The sequence below is a fragment of the Pantoea sp. M_10 genome (assembly GCF_008631515.1).
GTDB lineage: Bacteria > Pseudomonadota > Gammaproteobacteria > Enterobacterales > Enterobacteriaceae > Pantoea > Pantoea anthophila.
This window is the reverse complement of the sequence record NZ_VWUL01000008.1, coordinates 30,639-49,556: the sequence shown is the minus strand read 5'-3', so window position 1 is coordinate 49,556 and position 18,918 is coordinate 30,639. Positions and strand designations below refer to the sequence as shown.

At 50.2% G+C, this 18,918-nt stretch carries 17 protein-coding genes and 1 pseudogene; 9 read left to right on the top strand and 9 right to left on the bottom strand.

The features are described 5' to 3' along the window. Positions 1 to 125 precede the first annotated feature (125 nt). A complete protein-coding gene (locus F3I47_RS18745; RefSeq protein WP_046102127.1) occupies positions 126 to 830 on the bottom strand; it encodes an SDR family oxidoreductase in 705 nt (234 codons plus the stop codon). Positions 831 to 932: 102 nt separating this feature from the next. Between F3I47_RS18745 and F3I47_RS18740 the strand changes: the two genes are divergently transcribed. From F3I47_RS18740 to F3I47_RS18730, 3 genes are all read left to right on the top strand, one after another. Then, complete coding sequence (locus tag F3I47_RS18740; protein WP_150029783.1) at positions 933 to 1,808, top strand: LysR substrate-binding domain-containing protein; 876 nt, start codon at positions 933 to 935, stop codon at positions 1,806 to 1,808. A gap of 170 nt (positions 1,809 to 1,978) precedes the next feature. Further along, positions 1,979 to 2,794: a hypothetical protein gene (locus F3I47_RS18735; protein WP_150029782.1), complete on the top strand. Its 816-nt coding sequence runs from the start codon at positions 1,979 to 1,981 to the stop codon at positions 2,792 to 2,794. A gap of 122 nt (positions 2,795 to 2,916) precedes the next feature. Then, complete coding sequence (locus F3I47_RS18730; protein ID WP_140925529.1) at positions 2,917 to 3,225, top strand: chorismate mutase; 309 nt, start codon at positions 2,917 to 2,919, stop codon at positions 3,223 to 3,225. Between the two features lie 130 nt (positions 3,226 to 3,355). On the opposite strand, the gene F3I47_RS18725 is transcribed toward F3I47_RS18730, so the two are convergent. Further along, positions 3,356 to 3,646, bottom strand: a complete 291-nt coding sequence (locus F3I47_RS18725) for a Bor family protein (RefSeq protein WP_009089453.1) — start codon at positions 3,644 to 3,646, stop codon at positions 3,356 to 3,358. Between the two features lie 396 nt (positions 3,647 to 4,042). Here F3I47_RS18725 and F3I47_RS18720 point away from each other — a divergent pair, with 396 nt between their 5' ends. Further along, positions 4,043 to 4,657, top strand: a complete 615-nt coding sequence (locus F3I47_RS18720; protein ID WP_190311349.1) for a histidine phosphatase family protein — start codon at positions 4,043 to 4,045, stop codon at positions 4,655 to 4,657. A 112-nt stretch (positions 4,658 to 4,769) separates the two neighbouring features. Here F3I47_RS18720 and F3I47_RS18715 read toward each other — a convergent pair whose 3' ends face one another. Beyond that, complete coding sequence (locus F3I47_RS18715; protein WP_150029780.1) at positions 4,770 to 5,237, bottom strand: GNAT family N-acetyltransferase; 468 nt, start codon at positions 5,235 to 5,237, stop codon at positions 4,770 to 4,772. A gap of 450 nt (positions 5,238 to 5,687) precedes the next feature. Between F3I47_RS18715 and F3I47_RS18710 the strand changes: the two genes are divergently transcribed. From F3I47_RS18710 to F3I47_RS18700, 3 genes are all read left to right on the top strand, one after another. Further along, positions 5,688 to 6,218, top strand: a complete 531-nt coding sequence (locus tag F3I47_RS18710) for a DUF2778 domain-containing protein (RefSeq protein ID WP_150029779.1) — start codon at positions 5,688 to 5,690, stop codon at positions 6,216 to 6,218. Continuing rightward, entirely contained in the window at positions 6,196 to 6,468 is a 273-nt protein-coding gene (locus F3I47_RS18705; RefSeq protein WP_150029778.1) for a hypothetical protein, read from the top strand. Before F3I47_RS18710 ends, F3I47_RS18705 begins: the two co-directional genes overlap by 23 nt. Before the next feature lie 407 nt (positions 6,469 to 6,875). Beyond that, positions 6,876 to 7,202, top strand: coding sequence for a hypothetical protein (locus F3I47_RS18700; RefSeq protein ID WP_150029777.1), 327 nt, complete (start codon positions 6,876 to 6,878; stop codon positions 7,200 to 7,202). A gap of 97 nt (positions 7,203 to 7,299) precedes the next feature. Here the strand turns inward: F3I47_RS18700 and F3I47_RS18695 are convergent, their stop codons facing one another. The 5 genes and pseudogenes from F3I47_RS18695 to F3I47_RS18670 all read right to left on the bottom strand — a co-directional run bounded on the left by F3I47_RS18695 (position 7,300) and on the right by F3I47_RS18670 (position 14,190). Continuing rightward, entirely contained in the window at positions 7,300 to 8,901 is a 1,602-nt protein-coding gene (locus tag F3I47_RS18695) for a methyl-accepting chemotaxis protein (RefSeq protein ID WP_150029776.1), read from the bottom strand. A gap of 759 nt (positions 8,902 to 9,660) precedes the next feature. Then, the gene (locus tag F3I47_RS18685) at positions 9,661 to 11,220 is read right to left on the bottom strand and encodes a methyl-accepting chemotaxis protein (protein WP_150029775.1); all 1,560 of its coding nucleotides are present in this window, start codon (positions 11,218 to 11,220) and stop codon (positions 9,661 to 9,663) included. 601 nt (positions 11,221 to 11,821) lie between these two features. Then, a pseudogene (locus F3I47_RS18680) lies at positions 11,822 to 12,254 on the bottom strand (mechanosensitive ion channel family protein); the annotation flags it as partial. Positions 12,255 to 12,568: 314 nt separating this feature from the next. Then, positions 12,569 to 12,910 (bottom strand): hypothetical protein, encoded by a 342-nt coding sequence (locus tag F3I47_RS18675; RefSeq protein WP_150029774.1) that lies wholly within the window; start codon positions 12,908 to 12,910, stop codon positions 12,569 to 12,571. A 413-nt stretch (positions 12,911 to 13,323) separates the two neighbouring features. After that, entirely contained in the window at positions 13,324 to 14,190 is an 867-nt protein-coding gene (locus F3I47_RS18670) for an SDR family oxidoreductase (RefSeq protein ID WP_150029773.1), read from the bottom strand. Between the two features lie 157 nt (positions 14,191 to 14,347). Here F3I47_RS18670 and F3I47_RS18665 point away from each other — a divergent pair, with 157 nt between their 5' ends. Next, the gene (locus F3I47_RS18665; RefSeq protein ID WP_150029772.1) at positions 14,348 to 14,719 is read left to right on the top strand and encodes a helix-turn-helix domain-containing protein; all 372 of its coding nucleotides are present in this window, start codon (positions 14,348 to 14,350) and stop codon (positions 14,717 to 14,719) included. Between the two features lie 500 nt (positions 14,720 to 15,219). Here the strand turns inward: F3I47_RS18665 and F3I47_RS18660 are convergent, their stop codons facing one another. Next, positions 15,220 to 16,332, bottom strand: a complete 1,113-nt coding sequence (locus F3I47_RS18660; RefSeq protein ID WP_058957638.1) for a mechanosensitive ion channel family protein — start codon at positions 16,330 to 16,332, stop codon at positions 15,220 to 15,222. A gap of 394 nt (positions 16,333 to 16,726) precedes the next feature. On the opposite strand from F3I47_RS18660, the gene F3I47_RS18655 reads away from it, so the two are divergent. Beyond that, positions 16,727 to 18,913 carry a bifunctional diguanylate cyclase/phosphodiesterase gene (locus tag F3I47_RS18655; RefSeq protein WP_150029771.1) on the top strand — a complete coding sequence of 729 codons (2,187 nt, stop codon included), beginning with the start codon at positions 16,727 to 16,729 and terminating at the stop codon, positions 18,911 to 18,913. Positions 18,914 to 18,918: the final 5 nt, after the last annotated feature.

Sequence of the window (18,918 nt, the reverse complement as noted above, 5' to 3'; positions counted from 1 at the left end):
AATCCTCACGGGTTACGGAGTGGGAACGCAGTGAAAAATCACTGCGGGATGGCGTTACCTTGACGGCTTCAGATGACAGCAGCGTGACGGCGGGGTGAAGGTGCGGTGAACGTGGGAATGGCGTGTCAGACGCTGCGGGTCAGTCCCCCATCGATCCGGATATTCTGGCCGGTGATGTAGGCGGCACCTTCGGACAGCAGAAAGGCGATCGTGGCGGCCACCTCTTCAGCCTTGCCGTAGCGTTTCATCGGCACGCTCTGGCGGCGTTCGTCGGTGGCGGGCAGCGAATCAATCCAGCCGGGCAGCACGTTGTTCATCCGGACGTTGTCTGCGGCATAGCGGTCGGCAAAGAGTCTGGTGAAGCTGGCGAGACCGGCGCGAAACACGGCGGAGGTCGGGAACATCTCTGTCGGCTCAAAGGTCCACGCCGAAGAGATATTGACGATGGCCCCGCCGCCCTGAGCTGCCATGATTGGTGCCACCAGACGCGCCATGCGCACGGCGCTGAGGAAATAGACCTCCATGCCTGTCTGCCACGCGTCATCCGTCAGATCGGGAATGTCGGCTCGCGGGCCATGACCCGCCGAGTTGACCAGGCCGTCAATCCGTCCCCAGCGCTGCATGACCTGCTCTACCAGCTGCTGCACATCCGCCTGTGACTGATTGGAACCCGTCACACCGATTCCCCCCAGCTGCCGCGCCAGCGCTTCGCCCTTACCGGAAGAGGATAAGATTGCGACGCGGTATCCCTCATCCGCCAGCCTGCACGCGGCGGCTGCGCCCATGCCCGATCCACCAGCCGTAATGATGGCGACTTTTTCTGCGGTCATCTTTTGCTCCTTTTGCTGTGAAAAACGCATCTTCGCAGGAAAGCGGTGTATTATCGCGCGATAAATAAACCTCTGAGCATGTAGAAAAACTACAGGATAACTATGCCACTCTCACGTCGCGGTCTGCCCTCACTGAATGCCCTGCGGGCGTTTGAAGCCGCTGGCCGGAAGCTGAGTTTCCGTGCGGCGGCGGAGGAGCTGGGCGTCACGCAGGGGGCGGTTGCGCAGCAGATTCGCGCACTGGAGGATCATCTGGGCATCCGCCTGTTCAACCGGCTTGCGCGCGGGCTTTCGCTGACGCCGCAGGGGGCGGCCTGGCTTGCTGACGTGACGCGCGCGTTTGATATGCTGGTCGAATCAACGGACCGATTGCTGGCGCGCCCGGATGTGGTGACGATCAGCGTGACGCCGACCGTCGCCGCCAGACTGCTGATCCCCCGGCTGGGCCAGCTTCAGGCAGATCTTCCTGACATTGAGTTGCGCACCGTCGCCACCGAGGCCCTGTCCGATTTTTCCCGTGACCAGGTGGATATCGCGGTGCGGCTGTCACGAACCGCCCTGCCCGCGACTCTGGAGAGCGCGCTGCTGTTTCGTCAGCATCTGATCGCCGTTGCCAGCCCACATCTGCTGGAGGGGCTCAGCCTGCCGCTGACAGCCCGTCAGATTGCGTCGCTTCCGCTATTGCATGACGCGCATGACGGCTGGCCACGCTTCCTGCAGCAGGAGGGAAAGCTGCCCGGCGCCCGCTTTAACCAGACCACCCTTGCGCTGGATGCCGCGATGGCCGGCCAGGGCGTGGCGCTGACGAGCCGGGCTTTTGTGCAGGCCGATATCAAAGCGGGTCGGCTGGTCGTGGTGGCTGACGCGGGCGATAGCGCAGGTGACTATTATCTGGTGCGCAAACGTACGGATCTGCCTGGCAGAGCTGCGCAGGCGGTGTGGGAATGGTGCTTAGATCATCTCGGCGAATGTCCCTGAACCGCACATCGCCGCTTAAACGCGTTAACCTTCTGATTATCCGTTGATCACAGATAATCACTGACTGAACAGATGAAATCTGCTTCCCTCTTCTGTCCGTTAAGCGTCAAGTTTTCTTATGAACACCCGATATTATTATCAGGCTTCTTTCACACAACATGGAGAGAGTAATGATTAGCTCAATCGATAACGGGTTTAAAGAGAGTGACGTTTTCAGCAAGCAGGAGAGTATGCCCAAAACTATTCCGCTTGCCCGGGAGACGGTCAACAGGCTGATTGCAGATGCCCCTTCTTCGACCACACAGCTCAGCAAGGAGGCAATAGATAAAAACCTGAAAGAAGTGATTCAGATACGCAACAGCACTATCGAAAAAAACAGCAGCACGACGAACGGCATTACCAACGATATCGATACCTGGTTTTCCGCTTTACAGTCCCACTCCTCTCTTTCTGAAACCGATATGTCCGGACTGATTTCCGATGCCCTGCACTCCTATACCGGCTCTGGTAACTCCACAACGCTTTCAATGGATCTGGCCGTCACCCAGGGCATGTTAAATAAACTGGTTGAGCGATTTGTTCCTGCGGATCAGCAGGCTGAGAGTTACCGTGAAGTGGAAAAGTTTGTGTCAGATAAGGCCTCTGCGCAGGATGCTATCCTGCAGGATCTGACCCAGCGCTCACTGGATATCGCCCGCCAGTACGGCGACACGGCAGGCGTCACGCAGTTTGAGCAACAGCTGGATAGCATCAGTCACGGTGAGCATGCCACGCAGAAAGAACGGGATGCCATGCTCAGCATCACAGACACCACCGCGAGCAGCGCCGGCTGGTTATCCGCCTTCACGCAGCTGGTGCACAACAGCGGTGATAATGACTTTTTCAAACGCATCAGCTATGACCATATTTCACAGCTGGCAACGCGGATCGAGCAGTTCAATAACAAGGCAAACCATTTTGACGCGGGCTTCTCGCTGACGCAGTAACGTGGCCTGAGCCGGGTAACGAGGGGTAAGCCTGACGGGCTTACCTTTTCCCGATGCCGCTGGTTTTCAGCCGACACATACTGTATCTTTGCGAACTATCGTACTAGTTCACAGGTGCAGAAATGATGTTCGCCACACTTGAAGAGGTCAGAAAAGAGATTGATCGGATCGATGTTCAGCTGGTGAGCATGATTGCTCAGCGTGCTGAATGTGTGAAAGCTGCGGCAACGTTCAAAGCCGATCACGCCGCAGTGCGCGCGCCAGACCGGGTGCAGCAGGTCATTGATAAAGTCTGCCGACTCGCGGCGGAGAAAGGACTTCCTGAGGTCATTATTGCGAAGGTGTACAGGAGCATGATTGAGGCGTTCATCGAGTATGAACTTGCGCACCATGCGCAGATCGGCGACAACCCACCTGACCCGGTGAATTAATCCCTGCGTGCGTTCATGTCATTACCGGCACAGAGGCTGTCTGATGGGGCGAACATGGCGACAACTATCAGCAGCTTGATCGTTTAATGACGGGCGCAGAATGAGGCCGGCGAACCGGCCTCAGGCATGATCAGATGGCGCAATAAACGCGCGCTTCACGTGGCGTGTAGATACCAAACGTCACCACGCTCAGTAAGCCATTAACAAAGGTCTGCTGCACTTCAACCCGACTGACTTTTTCCTGGCCGCCGCAGACCTGCGCCGCATCAATGCTCTTACGCTGACCGATACCTGAAACAAAGAACGGCTGGCTGGTGGTTTTCGTCGCCGCGCCAACCTGATTTTGTTTCATTACGAAAGTCTGCTGCGCACAGCCGGTTAAACTCAGAGCCAACAGCGCCGCAACACAAAGCTTGTTCATAAATATCCTTATCGTTTGAAATGTACAAATAAATGCTGAGTGAAATCATCACTCAGCCAGCCATCAGGTTATCGACAGCGAAAGCAGAAACATTAGAAATATTTTTCAATGCGGACTGTGCTTGTCGCTCGCTCCAGCACAAAAGCTCTGTTCCAGCTCACGCAGCAGCGACGCAGGTTTCCCGCTTATAGCGGATTCTGGCCTGCCGTGGTCTGTTTTGGGCCAGAAGTGGACATTATCTACGTTCGATGCATCCCTCGTGAGACAGGCCATCCCGGTTTGCATTCAGCTAAATTTTTTCCTGTTTTTAGTCCGGAACAGAAAGCATTCCGCTACAGCTGGCTGGTATGTTTATTACAGGACATTTAAATCAACAATATGCATGGTGCACCAACGATGAAAATGATTCTTGTTCGACACGCAGAAACAGAGTGGAATGCGAGAGGTCTTATTCAGGGGCAGAGCGATAGTACGTTGACTCACCGGGGGCAGCGCCAAACATCAGCCTTACTTGCAGCATTTGTCGCGAGTGATTACCAGGTTGAACGTGTTTACGCTTCTCCACTTGGTCGTACCTGGCAAATGGGACAGAGCCTGTCTGAGTGCTTTGGTTGCTCATTGGTAGCTGAAACTGCTCTTAAAGAACAGGCATTTGGTCAGTTTGAAGGCATGTCAACGGCACAGCTCCTTCAACACCATCCGAAAGATGCAAATGCGTTATTCAAATTTGATGCAGAGTATTGTCCGCCAGAGGGAGAGTCATTAGCACAGGCAACTCAACGAGTAATAACTTTCTTACAAGGTCTGCAAGGCACCAAAGAACATCTGTGCGTGTGTATCGTGACGCATGGGCATGTCAGTCAGGGAGTGTTAGCAATACTTAAAGAAGGGACTATCGATAACTTTACCCGGTACGCTCACCCCAATGCGAGTTACTCCGTTTTCGATTTTTTGGATGGAAAATGCATGGCGCTCAGATGGGGAATTGCCACACATCTACTTGAACGTTAGTTTTCTAACGGTCATTTGAGTTAGGCAATATTACCTTAAACACGATGTCCGCTTCTCGCTCAAATCGGACATTCTGATGACAGGCGCAGATAAGCAACAGAGAGCAGGTCAGTTAACCAGACTTTTTCACACAGGAATAAATGTCAGGCCTTGTGATACTCCATGCATAGTTTTCCCGATTAACAGGTTCATAGCCAAATTTTTCATAGAGCCAGGGAGCGGTGGTAGTAAACAACATGATTCTGCGAAGCCGCTCGAAAACAGGATGATGGTGTATGCATTGCATCATCCACCTACCTAGCCCTTCTCCCTGATATTCTTCAAGGATATAAACATCACAAAGGTAGGCGAACGTAGCGTAATCTGTGATTAAACGCGCGAAACCAATCTGAGCGTCATCGTGATAAACACCAAAATTAAGGCTGTTTTCGATTGATAGACTGACAATATTCCGATCAATCCCTTTAGCCCAGGTCGACCGAGTCAGATAACGATGGATGGCCTGCACATCCAGCCTTTTCCTGTCTGTACTTACGAGATAGTTATCCTTGTGCCATTCATATTTTTCTAGCGTGCTCACGTTCACTCCTGTTTATAAATTTCCGGGAAACCCGACCTTATCACCTGATGAAAAATCGCACTATGCGCGCCTATTCCAAAACACATTCCTGAGCGCTTCTCCATGAGATACAGTATCTGTTTTCGCTCCTGCCATACTTCCTCTTTCATTTAATGAATCAACCCGAAATTCACCCTGAAGTTGCTCTGTTTACGTTCACTTTTCGCTCATAGCGGACACTAGCTTGCCGAATTCCGCGTTGTGCCAGAAGTGGACGTGAGTATTTGTGTTCAAGGATTACGCCGAGTCACCCTGACGGAGTGCGGCAAGCAGTCTTATGATAAATAACGCTGTCTGGCTCGCAGAAGAGCTCTGGCTGTCAAGAGCCAGCCTGCCCGTTAACTTCTCTATGGAGTAATGATAGCATTGCCCGGTTGAATGGGTTGCCTTATAACTTACAGGGAGTGTTTAATGCAATTAATGAGAATGAGCTACGACGATCTGACTAAGGGCGGTGGCGAGGCAAAGCTGCACGTTTATGGCGTGGGTACCTTTCCGGTCTTTTCCGGCCAAAAGCCCTATACCAATGACCCAAACTGCACCTACAGGCCTAAAAGTGCCATTCCGGTCGGGCGCTACTGGATTGTTCCGCGTCCTGAAGGCAGTATCGCTAACCGGATCAGAGGATGGGCCGTCGACACCTGGAACAGCTCAAATCATTCAGAGTGGTTTGCGCTCTTTAATTCGGAAACGATGAGTGATTCCATCTTCATCAATGGCGTTGCCCGCGGCGGTTTCCGCCTGCATCCTCTTCGTCCAGACGGCTCCGGAGAAAGTGAAGGGTGTATCACCTTCGTACGGCGTACTGATTTCTATACGGTAAGACAGGCGCTGCTCCGGAGAAAAAAAATTCGCGTGCCGGGTTCGCGGAACAGCCTGATGGCATACGGCTATGTTGACGTTCAGGGAGAAAGTAACTTTGCAAACTGCAAAATTCGCTAAAAAAGCAGCGGTTTTTTTCGTGTGCTTTATTGTGGCCTTTATGGTTTCGCGTTACGGGATGCCACTCTATCCGCTGACGGCGTGGCTCGTTGAGCATTCTCACCAAATTTTCAGCAGTTATCAGGATGACGTATACGAAGCTGGTACGGATCCGGTTACGTTCTTTTCCCTTTTAATCGTTATCGCGTTTTACGCTTTAGCCATATATTGGTTAGTTAAAATGGCAATTAAAAAAGTAAAACGTGGATAGGCTGGTTGCAGTAAAAAACGGCGGTTTTATACTGCCCTGCACTTTTGTCTGAAAAAGCAATACCAAAAAGGGTTCGCGAGCGGGTTGTTATATTTATTATGGCAGAACGTCCCTGCTGCTATCATTTGACGTCCGCTTTTCGCTCACAACAGCCCCTCACTGATTAATTGTGCCAAATCAACAAAACCTATCAGCTAAAGTCTGAGCTGATACACCTCCATACGAGTGTGAACACGGTCAATATGCGACGCTTACTGATAAATAGCCTGTGGAAGCGAAAGCATTTTGACTGGTAAGGCGTGATGGGACTGCCCTGAGTAAATGCTGGAACCCGGTCTGCAGTGATACCATCGCGGAAGACACGGCTGAATTTTATATGCGTCTGCTGCTCCCCCACCCGTCCCGATGTGAAAATTAACGGCTTCAACGGTGGCCTGCTGTACGGCGTACCGGGCGGTTATGAGTTTTATATCGCGCAGTACGGCGTGAAGAGGCCGGTGGGATATGCTCTGGAGGTGACTGATGGCGTGCCGGACTTTCTGGTGATGGCTTTTGATACCCCTGGTCTCCGTCGGACGGCCGGGTGTTTGAAGCCCCTTTTTAAGAAATCTGCCCTTTATCTGAGAAGTCAGCTGAGCCTGCTGTCGGGGGAAAATACCGCGAATAATAGAAGAGATAATGGTGATGGCTTCAGGGCTGGCGCTGCCGGAAAGAAGAACGCGACATTACCTTAAGGCAGTAAAAAAGAGGCCGCAACGTTAGCTGTTGCGGCCCCCATTAAGATCTTAACTGATAAGTATTACGTCATTCACGGGCTTTTTATCTCTGCACTTAAGCTGCATCGACGCGGAATTGCTGTGCCCGCTGCGCGAGGCGACCAGAGAGTTCACGCAATTGCGTAGCAGAATTGACCTGATGGGCGTTGAGTGCTTCGTTTTGCTGCAGCTGGTTACTCATCTCCACCACTTCTTGCGCAATTTTACTGACGCGATGACTTTGCGCGATGCTATTTTGCTGTAACTCATCCAATTGTGTTACTACCCCCGAAACCGCGCCACTGATTTGCGTGAACAGCACTTCCAGCGCCTTAACTTTGTCAAAACCATCATTCACATGCTGTTGAGTGTGCTGAATTAAACCATCAATCTGACGTGTTGATTCACCACTCTTTTGCGACAGCAGTCCCATCTCTTTGGCGACAACGGAGAAACTGCGGCCGTACGTTCCGGCGTGAGCGGATTCAATGGCGGCATTTAACGACAGTAATCGGGTTTGCATTGACAGACTATCCAGCATGGCGACAATCCCGGCGATATCGCCCGAGGCAGCAACGATCTGTTGCATTTTAAGTTCCATATTGTCGACTTCCGTGACGCAATTGCGCATCAGAGCATCAGCTGACTGCGCCTCCTGTGTGGCCTGCTGCGAGAGCTGTGCACCAATTTCGACTTCTTCAGACACGCGGTATAAACGCTGTGACAGATAGTGGAAACTGGCATTCTGCGCCTGATGTTGCTGCATGAACTGTTCGTTATGCTGCTGCATATCTTCTGCACCGGCCGCCACGCTGACCGCAACATTATTAATGTCACTGACAATCTGCTGCAGACCGAAGCGCATCGATTCGATCGACTGAAACAGCTGGCGCGTCTCTAAACACTGGCGACCCGGCGTGTCATGGTTCGGTACCAGGTCGCCTGTTGCAATCTTTTCCAGCTGTCGGTTGGCTCGTCGAAGCGGCAATAGCACGCCGCGCATCAGCAGGCTGGAGGCCAGCACCAGTAGCGCCATCAAAATGGCACTGACGATCAGCGACATATTGCGGCTCTGCTTCAGTGTACTGAGGGTAAGTTGATTCACGCTGCTCAACTGATGGTTGGCCTGTTCAAGCTCGCTGAACCAGGCATCGTTAAACTGCTGCTGGAATGCCTGCATCGGCACAATAAAAAAGGCATTAATGTCATTGGCCGCTAACCCTTTCAACTGCTCTTGCAAACCTTCCGCTAACATCGCGAAGTCCTGAGCCAGGGGGCTGTCCGCTTTAGCATGGTAGGCGGTGAACAGCGACTGGGCTTTTGTTAACGAATCCCTGGAGGCGGCCGCCAGACTTTTCCAGCTATCGACCGAGCCGCTTTGCTGATCCTGCATTAAATAGATACCGGCGCGGTGGCTGTTATCACTGGCGGTGAGCAACTCGATACGTGCTTTATCCAGCAGGGCCAACCTTTCCCGGAGTTGATTGCCTTGCTCAAGTGAAATTTGCGTCTGATTAACGTGATTACTGAGCAGCAGTACGCCTGCGAACTGCAGTAAACAAAACAGCACGATAAACAGCAAAAACTGGCTGCGAAGGCTGGTGAGCCAAAGCGGCATACGCCAGGTAAGACGCGTGCGTAAACGTAGCGGTAACGAGATTACAGAAAGGAGTGACATCTAACGCCCCCAAAAAAATAAAAAAGAGTATTGGGAGTGGGCATGACAATTTGGTGACAGGGGACGCAATTCACCGCAAAACAGCATAATGCGCGGCCTTAAAAAAAATTATGGCCCTGTGGCGCTAAGTTTTTTTGGCTAAGATGTTGTTCGATGAGCGGAAAAAGTAGCTGCTCCACAGCAATAAAAACCGGAACCACCATCGAGTTTCCAAGCTGCCCGTACGCCTGAGTATCCGAGACCGGAATACGGAAATGGGCTTTGTTCCTGAGCCTCAAATCCCATCAGTCCGCTGGCTGAACATTCGGCCAGCGCGGCGGCTTCCCTTGAGGAACAAGCTTTCCTTCTGCGTCAGGCCGTTGCGTTCTTTAAAGCCGGCAGGTCTGACGAAGAACTTACTGAAGTTGTAACCCCTGTAAAAGCTGGAAAAAAGACGAGCGTGATGACCACAAAAAGCTCATAGCGGCCGTTGCGCCGCAACGGTCTGTCCACGACAGAAGCGGACGTTTCCAACAGTGCATTTGCTAATCCGCGTAGAACAGATCTTACCGCGTAGTAATGCAAACATGCCGGGATGATCAGGGACGTCTTTTCAGGATACGGACAGGGAAAGGTGCCGGAAACGGCCGTCAGGCAGCAAACAGGCGCTGAGAAGTCTTAATGTAAATATCACTATTGACGTAAAGGAAGGATATTCAAAACTTGTTTCAGCATTTGAATATCCCGCCATCTGATTTATTCGTTAAGCGACATATCGAATTAGCCGGTTTTAAATGAATCAACCACGCGATTCAGATTCACGGTTTCACTCTCAACAAGCATTACTGCTGATGAGGTCTCTTCAGCCAGTGCAGAGTTTTTTTGGGTAACAGTGTCAAGTTCAGAAATAGCAATATTAATTTGCTCAAGCCCCTTGCTTTGTTCATCCGTAGCGGTTCTGATGTTATGCATAACATCATGTATCTCCAGTATCGCATCATAAACGCCTGAAATTGAGTCCTGAGCGACATCAGATAGCTTTGCACCTTCTTCAATTTCCGTTACTGAATCACTAATAAGATCGCTGATTTCCTTCGCTGACGATGAGCTTTTTTGCGCAAGATTCCTGACCTCTCCGGCTACGACAGCGAATCCTTTTCCGTGCTCGCCCGCCCTGGCTGCCTCAACGGCCGCATTCAGTGCCAGGATATTGGTCTGAAAAGCGATGCTTTCAATAATGCCGGTAATATCGTTAATTTTTGACGATTTTTCCTGCATGGTTTTCAACCTGTCTGACAGTGACAGGACTACGGATTTACCCTGTTCAGACTTTGTTCTGGTGTCGTTAATCAGTTCAGATACATCAGCAGAGTTTTGCGCGTTATTTTTAACCGCCACAGTCATTTCCTCCATACTGGATGCTGTCTGAACAATAGACGCTGCCTGCTGTTCCGTGCGGGCTGAAAGTTCATTGTTGCCGGAACTCACCTCACTGATACCCTTGACAATATTCAGTGACCCCTCTTTTATCTCGGAAATTACCCTGATAAGACCTGACTGCATCTCACTGAGTTTAAAGAATAATCCCCCTATTTCAGTTTTGCGAGGGAATTCTGTTTTAACCTCACTGGTAAGGTCGCCTGACTGAATACGTTCCAGTTGCGCATAAACCTGTGACAGGGGTTGGATAAGCACGTTTTTAAACACCCTGATGAGTCCGAACATAAATATGAGATTGAAAATTATCATTCCATAGAAAAACACAGTCACCTTAGAGTAAGTCTCGCTGCTCTTTTCGGAAATGTGGATGCTGATATCTGCCACCCTGCTTCGCCATGCATCATAATCGCTTTGCATTTTATCCTTATAGGGGCCGGCATTAATCGAGAACATAAGGTTTGCATCCTTCTTATAGCCATTATTTAACGACTGCTGCAAAATGGCCGAATATGCCTGAAAGCTTTTCTGGAGAGATTTTTGTATATCTTCTGGCACTCCCCTGATATCAGCCAGTTGCTGATAGCTGGAAAAATCTTTTCTTGACTGACTAAGAATCTTTTCTCCATGGGCAATAAAATAATTTACTTTTTCACTGCCCGGACCATCTTTTATCAACCACAGAGCAATCCGGTTAGTGTCTGCTCTCACCTCGTTTAACTGCGTCCAGATGTCGCTCAAAAGCCGTACTTTTTTACTCACAACGTCAGCGTTTCTGAAATTATCTCTGTCAGACTTTAAATAGTTGAGAAATACTAATCCTACACAAAGCTGAATAACGATGATGAATATGCCACTGGTGAGAAGTACTTTTGAAAGTTTAAATTTTCTGATGACCGACATTTTAATCTCCCTCTAAAAGATAAAATTCCTATCGGCAGCGTTACCGGTAACATTAGCTTTTTCTGATGAGATGAATGCACTATTAATTTGAGAAAATGCTGATAAAACAAACGAATTGCTTTATTGTTATCTTTAAATTAAATTTGTTGCATTCTTATTAAAAATAAATGCAAGGGTATTTGCCGTGAAGGCAGCATAATATTTTGAAGATTTGTTTTTTTACAGTAACCCAGCCTCTTAATAAGAAAAACGCTTTGAAATGTAACAAAAGTATGTATTTAAATATCTATCTGTAAGCAGGCGTTTACTCTGGAGAATTTCTGGGAAATTGATAAGAATATATCCGCCTGCCTTCGTTCGAAGGACTCTGGAAAGTCTGCTTCTCGCTTATAGCGGACATTACCCTGCTTACAGTGCCTGGTATGTGGCTACGCTCTGTAACATCCGGACGAATATCCGATATGCGCATCCGCTTAGTGTGAATTTTCTGCACCAGGCACTCAGGTTACGGCACCCGAAGCAACCAGAAGCACAAATGAGCCTGTTACGGCTCATTTGTGTTCATTCAGGAGTGACCCTTCCCTGGCGCGCTCAAAACCACTTAATCCGCCACGCCTGAAACTTGCTCAGCCCCCCTCTCTCCCTTCTCACGCCCCCTATCCGTCAGCGACGCCCTTACCTGCGGCAAACTTTCCGGGTAGTTCTGCTGAATAAACTCGATCATCTTTTCCCGCAGGTAGCAGCGTAAGCTCAGCGCGGTCATCAGCATCCTGATGGTCATGGTTTTCTCGGTGGTATCGGTCACCTGAAGCACCTGAGTTTCCCCATCCCAGAGTCGGATTTCGCTCAGCACCTTTTTAAGTCCGTCCGCAGGGGCTTAAGCGGCATTGAGTAGTCAACATAGAGAAAGACTGAACCCAGAATCTGAGTGTTGTTGCGCGTCCAGTTCTGGGAAGGATTTTGGGTAAAGTCGGTAATCGGCAGCACAGATCCCAGATCCGTACCACCACATAGCTCAGGGTAATCTCCTCAATCGAAAAAATTGACCGGGTTAGTAACCGCTTCATCAATGTCAGCCTGATAGCCACTGAATCTGATAAGCATGATCGACAAGCCACGCCGTCTATTCTCTCACTGAACGTCAATATAGCCGTAAACGATATGATATCCGCTCATTTATTGCTGAAGGAGGGATTGGGCTGTCGGGACAGGGATTAAGCATTGCAGGATATATACAGCTGTTATCATCTGGGCCGGTCTTACCGCGTCATTTATCACTGGCGTTACTCATAAGGTTACCTCAAGATCTTCGCGTTCGCCTGAACTGCCGGTTGCCTGCAGAGGGGTTTCATTGGTGACGGAACATCTCATTGAGGTAATACCTAACATCCTGCGCAAAAAATTTAAACCAGCGCAGCTTATAAGTAATAAACCCTATGCGAATGAATCCTTCATTTTTTAAACTTAAATTGGCACAGGAAGTAGTGAGGCTGCATCCTGAAATGACTAAGTTCTTAGCCACAACTTCATAATATCGCGGATATTTTTCTTTTCCACCATTGATTTCTGACTTAGAAAGCGCGAAATCATGACTTTCTCCCGACTCTGCGTTAGAAAACGTCATAAAAAAGAAGCAAAAAGACGCTACCAACGCTTTCATTAAAGTCTTTTTTATATTACGAATATTCAATCCTTATTTCCCCTCAGCCTCACCTTATGCATATCCATAGAGATACACAAAGAGATATATTTACATAATACTTCTGAAGAAAGCATCGCTTACTTTTCTATTTTACAACTATTATGATGAATGACTTTATCAAATTTTTCTAAAACCGAAATTTACCTAAAGGCAAAATATTGTCACCCGCAGATAAATAAAGCAACTCAGGCTAAGCGAACGTTGTTCCCTCTTGCTGGTATGATGATCTTTCCACACCAGTCCTGGCTAGCATCACTAAACTGGATATTCTAAAGCTTTACATGCTTGTAAAACAGGGCCATATAACCGGGTATTGATAAAATCAAATGGGCTTCCCTGCCTGTCTCAATACCAGACAATAGAAAAACTTAGCTTAACATCGACACCAGACCTTGATTGAATTAGCCCAGTCTTTTTTGTTTAATTTCGTTAATAATCACCTGCTGAATAGGTAGCGTTTTTCTTCCTAGCAGGATAGAGAGATCATTACTGTCACTAAATAACTCGCCCTCTTGCGATAGCTTATCTGCTTCAATAACAACATCTGCAATCATTTCAGGTATGTTAACTGATAAAAGCACTTGCTTAAGATCATGATAGGATAAATTGAGATAGTCGATTTTTTTTCCGATCAACTCGCTAACCTGATCAGCTAACTCAGACATGGTGTAAGCATCGCTACCCGCAAGCTCATATACTTTTCCAATGTGCCCATCCTGAGATAACACCACAGCAGCAGCTTCAGCATATTCCTCTCTGGAAGCAGAGGAAAAGCGTCCTTTTCCTGATGAGCCTAACAGTACACCATGCTGGACAGCTTTATTAAGATTGTCGGTATGGTTCTCTATATACCACCCATTACGCAGGATGGTGTACGCCATTCCACTTTTTTTAATATAACTCTCCGTCTCTCTGTGACTTTTTGCCAAAGAGAACGACGAAGTATCAGCACGTAACTGGCTGGTATAAGCAATTAAACTCACGCCAGCCTGGCGCGCAGCATCAATGACGCTTTTATGTTGTCTGAACCTTTCACTGGGAATCACAGCCGAAATCAGTAACAGTTTTTTAATGCCAAATAACGCAGCTGATACTGTTTCAGGTTTATCATAGTCGGCTTGTTTAATCTGTACCCCCAACTTTATAAGATCTCCTGCGTCTTGAGGGTTCCGGGCAAGGCCAACAATTTTTTCAGCAGGATAAAAGGAAAGAAGCTTCATAATGACTTGCTTACCCAATTTACCGTTTGCACCTGTCACTGCAATCATATTTAACCCTTTAAATTTAACATCAACGTATAAGAGAAAAGTGATCTGACCTAAGAGGGTTTAGTTTCACTGGAATCAGATTCGATGATATACAGAATGCAGAACAGGTCAATCAGGCACTTTTTATCTACTAAGTAGCAAACAGGAAACCGGGTTTATGACAACGTCAAATAGAATTGCATCTTGTCCTAATAGGATTGTTTTAGACCAGATATCCGATAAATGGTCCGTGCTGGTAATATTGACCGTGAGCGAAAAGCCAATAAGATTCAATGAGATAAAACGCAGAATCGGTGGAATCACTCAAAAGGCTTTGACACAATGTTTACGCAAACTTGAACGAAATGGGATTGTGGAAAGATGCGTAGTGGCCACTTCACCTATTGCCGTCGAATACCGCATAACACCCTTAGGTCACTCGCTAGACAAAATTTTTCACACTTTACTTGAATGGACAAATGAAAATCTCGGAGCAGTAATAGCGGCACAGCAAGAATATGATAGTCAGTTACCCCAGCCTGTAAGTTAAATTGCCTGAAATTAATAGCCTCATTATTTATTAATGAAATGTTAAAAAATTGATATCAGGTGACGGTAAGGAGTTTTTCAGGCTTTGACATTTCTTTCAATACTTTAATGACACAGGTATAAATAATATAACGCCAGACAGGCATAAATGAGGTGATTTGTGTTATCTGGCGTTAACACATTTAACATTCACAGCGATTATTTCCGCAAACAGGCGGCTCAGTTAGCCTATGTCATCTCGCTCGGAGCATTGAATGCCATTGACGATTCTCGTCTGCTCCTCGCACATAGCAGACACTACCCTGCTTACAGTCCTGGTCTGTGGCTACGCTCTGTAACATCCGGACGAATGTCCGGTATGCGCATCCGCTTAGTGTGAATTTTCTGCACCGGGCACTCAGGTCACGGCCCCGAAGCAACCAGAAGCACAAATGAGCCTGTCAGGGCTCATTTGTGTCATTCAGGGGTGACGGTCACCCTCCCTGGAGCGCTCAAAACCACTCAGTCCGCCATACCTGAAACCTGCTCAGCCACTCCTCTCTCTCCCTTCTCACGCCCGCTATCCGTCAATGATGCCCTTACTTGCGGCAGGCTTTCCGGGTAGTTCTGCTGAATAAACTCGATCATCTTTTCCCGCACGTAGCAGCGTAAATCAAAGGCGATTGGCGAGTTCTGCGCGGTCATCAGCATCCTGATGGTCATGGTTTTCTCGGTGGTATCGGTCACCTGAAGCACCTGGGTTTCCCCATCCCAGAGGCGGGTTTCGCTCAGCACCTTTTCAAAGTGCGTCCGCAGAGGCTCAAGCGGCATTGAGTAGTCCACATAGAGAAAGACTGAACCGAGAATCTGAGCGTTGTTGCGCGTCCAGTTCTGGAACGGATTCTCGGTAAAGTAGGTGATTGGCAGCACCAGGCGGCGCAGATCCCAGATCCGCACGACCACATAGGTCAGGTTAATCTCCTCAATCCAGCCCCACTCTTTCTCTACCACCACCGCATCATCAATTTTAATCGGCTGGGTAAAGGCGATCTGAATACCGGCGAACAGATTCACCAGCGACTTCTGTAGCGCAAAACCTATGATAATCCCCGCCACACCGGCCCCTGCCAGGATGGTGGTGCCAAATTTACGCACGCTCGGGAAACTCAGCAGAATCAGCGACAGGCAGAATAACACCAGAATGACAATAACCACTTTTTTGACGTAGATAATCTGTGTGCGGATTTTACGCGCGCGCAGATTATTTGAGATATTGATGTCGTAGCGGATATAGAGCATATCCTGCGCCACATTGGTCAGGCGTATTAACACCGAGCAAAACGACATAATAATAAACACATTGATGATATTGGTAATTAAATCCAGCGAGTCAGGATGAAAGTTAATGTAATTAAGACCCACATTGATCATTAATAACGGGATGAAAAAGAACATCGACCCACTGAGGTGCTTCTCCAGCGATTTGAACAGCTTCCTGTCGCGACTCTGCCAGTAGCGGATAAACGCGAGCAGGATAAGACGGCCCAGGAAACCCAGTACAAATGAAAGCGAGACGAGTAATACAACAGGTACCCACGACGGGAAACCAGATAACTCACCGAATAACAATGGCATTATTTTCCCTTTTAGTAAGCTGACAACACCGGGTTGTCAGATAAGTGACACATGCAGTAACCGTTGTCTTCACGGTCATCCGTCTGTAATACAATCAATGGGTTCAAGTATGAACCATACCTGCAAAGTTGACAGGAAAAGCCTCGCCAGCCCGCGCCCCTGATGCGCCTCTTTTGCCTTTAAGCCAGGACGGACAGTGACAGAAGTTGCCTGCGGCCCTGGCCGATATCATTAACCCGCCTGATATAACCGTTTCGCTTTTCTGACCCTTTTCGTTCCCCTGCGACAACAAAAATTGCTGCCGGACTCACTATAACCCCCGCTAAATGTAGACGACAGAGTCTTGTCTGCTAATTTTAAACTGTGCCCCGCCGTCGCTGAGAAAAACAACAATATGATTAATAGCATTAAACTTTCTGCTGATTTCCGCCACAGCTTTCTGCGTGAAGTGCTGGTACCACTGGTCGCCATCCTGCTGCTCACCTTTGCGGGTGCCGGCACGGCGCTGTTTATCGGCACCTCTCTCACTAACGCCGAAGCCCGGCAGCAACAGCAGCGGATGATTGAAGCCTCGTTTTCGCAGAGCCTGAATGAACATCTGCGCCAGCTGCACAGCCTGTCGCGCTGGGCGCCGCTTGAGCAGCACCTCTCCGCGAGCAACAGCGACCGCTGGCTGGATGAGAACATCGGTGAATGGCTCTACGAAATGTTCGGACATCAGCTGATTATGGTGCTGGATCAGCAGAACCAGATCGTCAGAGTCTGGCGCGAGGGCCAGCCGGTCGCTGCGCCGGATAGCGATCCGCTGGCGGGTGAGGTGTTGCAGAGTACGCTGGTCACCGATCCGGCGCGCCCGGACAGGGCCGACTATGCACGGGTAACGAACCGTGCCGCCGCCCTGGCCGTCGGCAATATTCAGCAGGAGAGCCGCACCCTGCCCCGTTTCCGGCTGGTGAGCCTGAAATTTCTGGATGATGGCTATCTGGCGAGCCTGGCGGAACGCAATCAGCTTCAGGATCTGCACTTCACGGACGGCACAGCGCAGCCAGGCAGCGCAGCGCGCTATCTGCTGGTGGCGCAGGCGGGCGATCCGGTGGGGTATCTGGAGTGGGTTCCCTCCCGTCCCGGTGCGCAGATGCTGCGGACCATTGGCCCCTCAACCGGGCTGGCGGTGCTGGCGATCTCCCTGCTGTGTCTCTATATGGTGTGGCGGCTCTGGCATTCGCTGGTCAGCCTGTCGCAGTCGATGCTGCGGCTCGGCGCCTCAGAGGCGCAGGCGCAGCATCTGGCGTTTCATGATGTGCTGACCGGTCTGCCCAATCGCGCGCTGGTTGAAGAGCGCATGACGCAGGCACTGGCGCTGGCGACGCGCCACGATCAGCGGGTGGCCCTGCTGCTGATCGATCTCGACCGCTTCAAAACCATCAACGACACCTATGGTCATCACGCCGGCGATGAGCTGATCATCGCCGTGGCGCAGCGCCTGAGCCGGATCGTGCGCGCCAGCGACACCGTGGGACGCATCGGGGGCGATGAATTTATTGTGGTGATGCCGGATGTCGAAAACCTGGGCCAGGCGCAGAGTCTGGCCCAGCGCATCGTCGACGAGCTGGCCCTGCCTGTGACGCTGTTTGGCAGCGAAGTATGGAGCGGTGCCAGTATCGGGCTCTCTCTCGCGCCCAGAGACGGTATCGATCGGCTGGAGCTGATGCGCAAAGCGGATATCGCGCTGTATGAAGCCAAAAGCGGCGGGCGTGGTAAATATCGTCAGTTTGAACGGGCGATGGATGAGTCGGTGCGCACCCGCCAGGCTATCGCGGCGGATCTGCGCTCCGCGCTGCAGAGCCGTCAGGGGCTGGAGGTGTGGTATCAGCCGCTGATGGACATCGGCGGTCAGCAGATGGTCGGCATTGAGGCGCTGCTGCGCTGGCACCACCCGACACGCGGCCTGATCGCACCCGGTGAGTTTATTGCGATTGCCGAAGAGACCGGCCTGATTATGCCATTGGGTGAGTGGGTGCTCGCTGAAGCCTGTGCCACGCAGCAGCGTTTCCCGACGCTGCTGGTGGCGGTCAACGTCTCGCCCGTGCAGTTCCGATCGGCGGGCTTTGTTGAGCGGATTATGGCGATTGTCAGCCAGCACGGCGGCGACCCGAGGCGCCTGGAGCTGGAGATCACTGAAGGCGTGCTGATTGAGGATGAACGGGAGGCGCGCGCGATTATCGTGGCGCTGCGTGAAGCGGGTTTCCGCATTGCGCTGGATGATTTCGGCACCGGCTACTCCAGCCTTAACTATCTGAGTACTTTCCCGGTCGATAAAATCAAAATCGATCGCTCTTTCACCCAGTCGCTGGGCGTGGCAGAAAATTCCGTGGCGATTGTGGAGTCGGTGGTGAAACTGGGGCATGCCATGGGCCTGATGGTGACGGCGGAGGGTGTCGAGACGCCGGGACAGATGTCGGCGCTGGCGGATGCAGGCTGTAATCAGTTGCAGGGTTATCTCTTCAGTCAGGCGGTGCCCGCCGATCAGCTTGTGGCGCTGATGACCTCCGTCGCGCCAGAGACGACGCCGCTGGCGTAACGGCC

Coding starts and splice junctions, on each gene's coding strand:
- F3I47_RS18745 (WP_046102127.1), bottom strand. CDS start 830: ATGACCGCAGAAAAAGTCGCCATCATTACGGCTGGTGGATCGGGCATG.
- F3I47_RS18740 (WP_150029783.1), top strand. CDS start 933: ATGCCACTCTCACGTCGCGGTCTGCCCTCACTGAATGCCCTGCGGGCG.
- F3I47_RS18735 (WP_150029782.1), top strand. CDS start 1,979: ATGATTAGCTCAATCGATAACGGGTTTAAAGAGAGTGACGTTTTCAGC.
- F3I47_RS18730 (WP_140925529.1), top strand. CDS start 2,917: ATGATGTTCGCCACACTTGAAGAGGTCAGAAAAGAGATTGATCGGATC.
- F3I47_RS18725 (WP_009089453.1), bottom strand. CDS start 3,646: ATGAACAAGCTTTGTGTTGCGGCGCTGTTGGCTCTGAGTTTAACCGGC.
- F3I47_RS18720 (WP_190311349.1), top strand. CDS start 4,043: ATGAAAATGATTCTTGTTCGACACGCAGAAACAGAGTGGAATGCGAGA.
- F3I47_RS18710 (WP_150029779.1), top strand. CDS start 5,688: ATGCAATTAATGAGAATGAGCTACGACGATCTGACTAAGGGCGGTGGC.
- F3I47_RS18695 (WP_150029776.1), bottom strand. CDS start 8,901: ATGTCACTCCTTTCTGTAATCTCGTTACCGCTACGTTTACGCACGCGT.
- F3I47_RS18685 (WP_150029775.1), bottom strand. CDS start 11,220: ATGTCGGTCATCAGAAAATTTAAACTTTCAAAAGTACTTCTCACCAGT.
- F3I47_RS18670 (WP_150029773.1), bottom strand. CDS start 14,190: ATGATTGCAGTGACAGGTGCAAACGGTAAATTGGGTAAGCAAGTCATT.
- F3I47_RS18665 (WP_150029772.1), top strand. CDS start 14,348: ATGACAACGTCAAATAGAATTGCATCTTGTCCTAATAGGATTGTTTTA.
- F3I47_RS18660 (WP_058957638.1), bottom strand. CDS start 16,332: ATGCCATTGTTATTCGGTGAGTTATCTGGTTTCCCGTCGTGGGTACCT.
- F3I47_RS18655 (WP_150029771.1), top strand. CDS start 16,727: ATGATTAATAGCATTAAACTTTCTGCTGATTTCCGCCACAGCTTTCTG.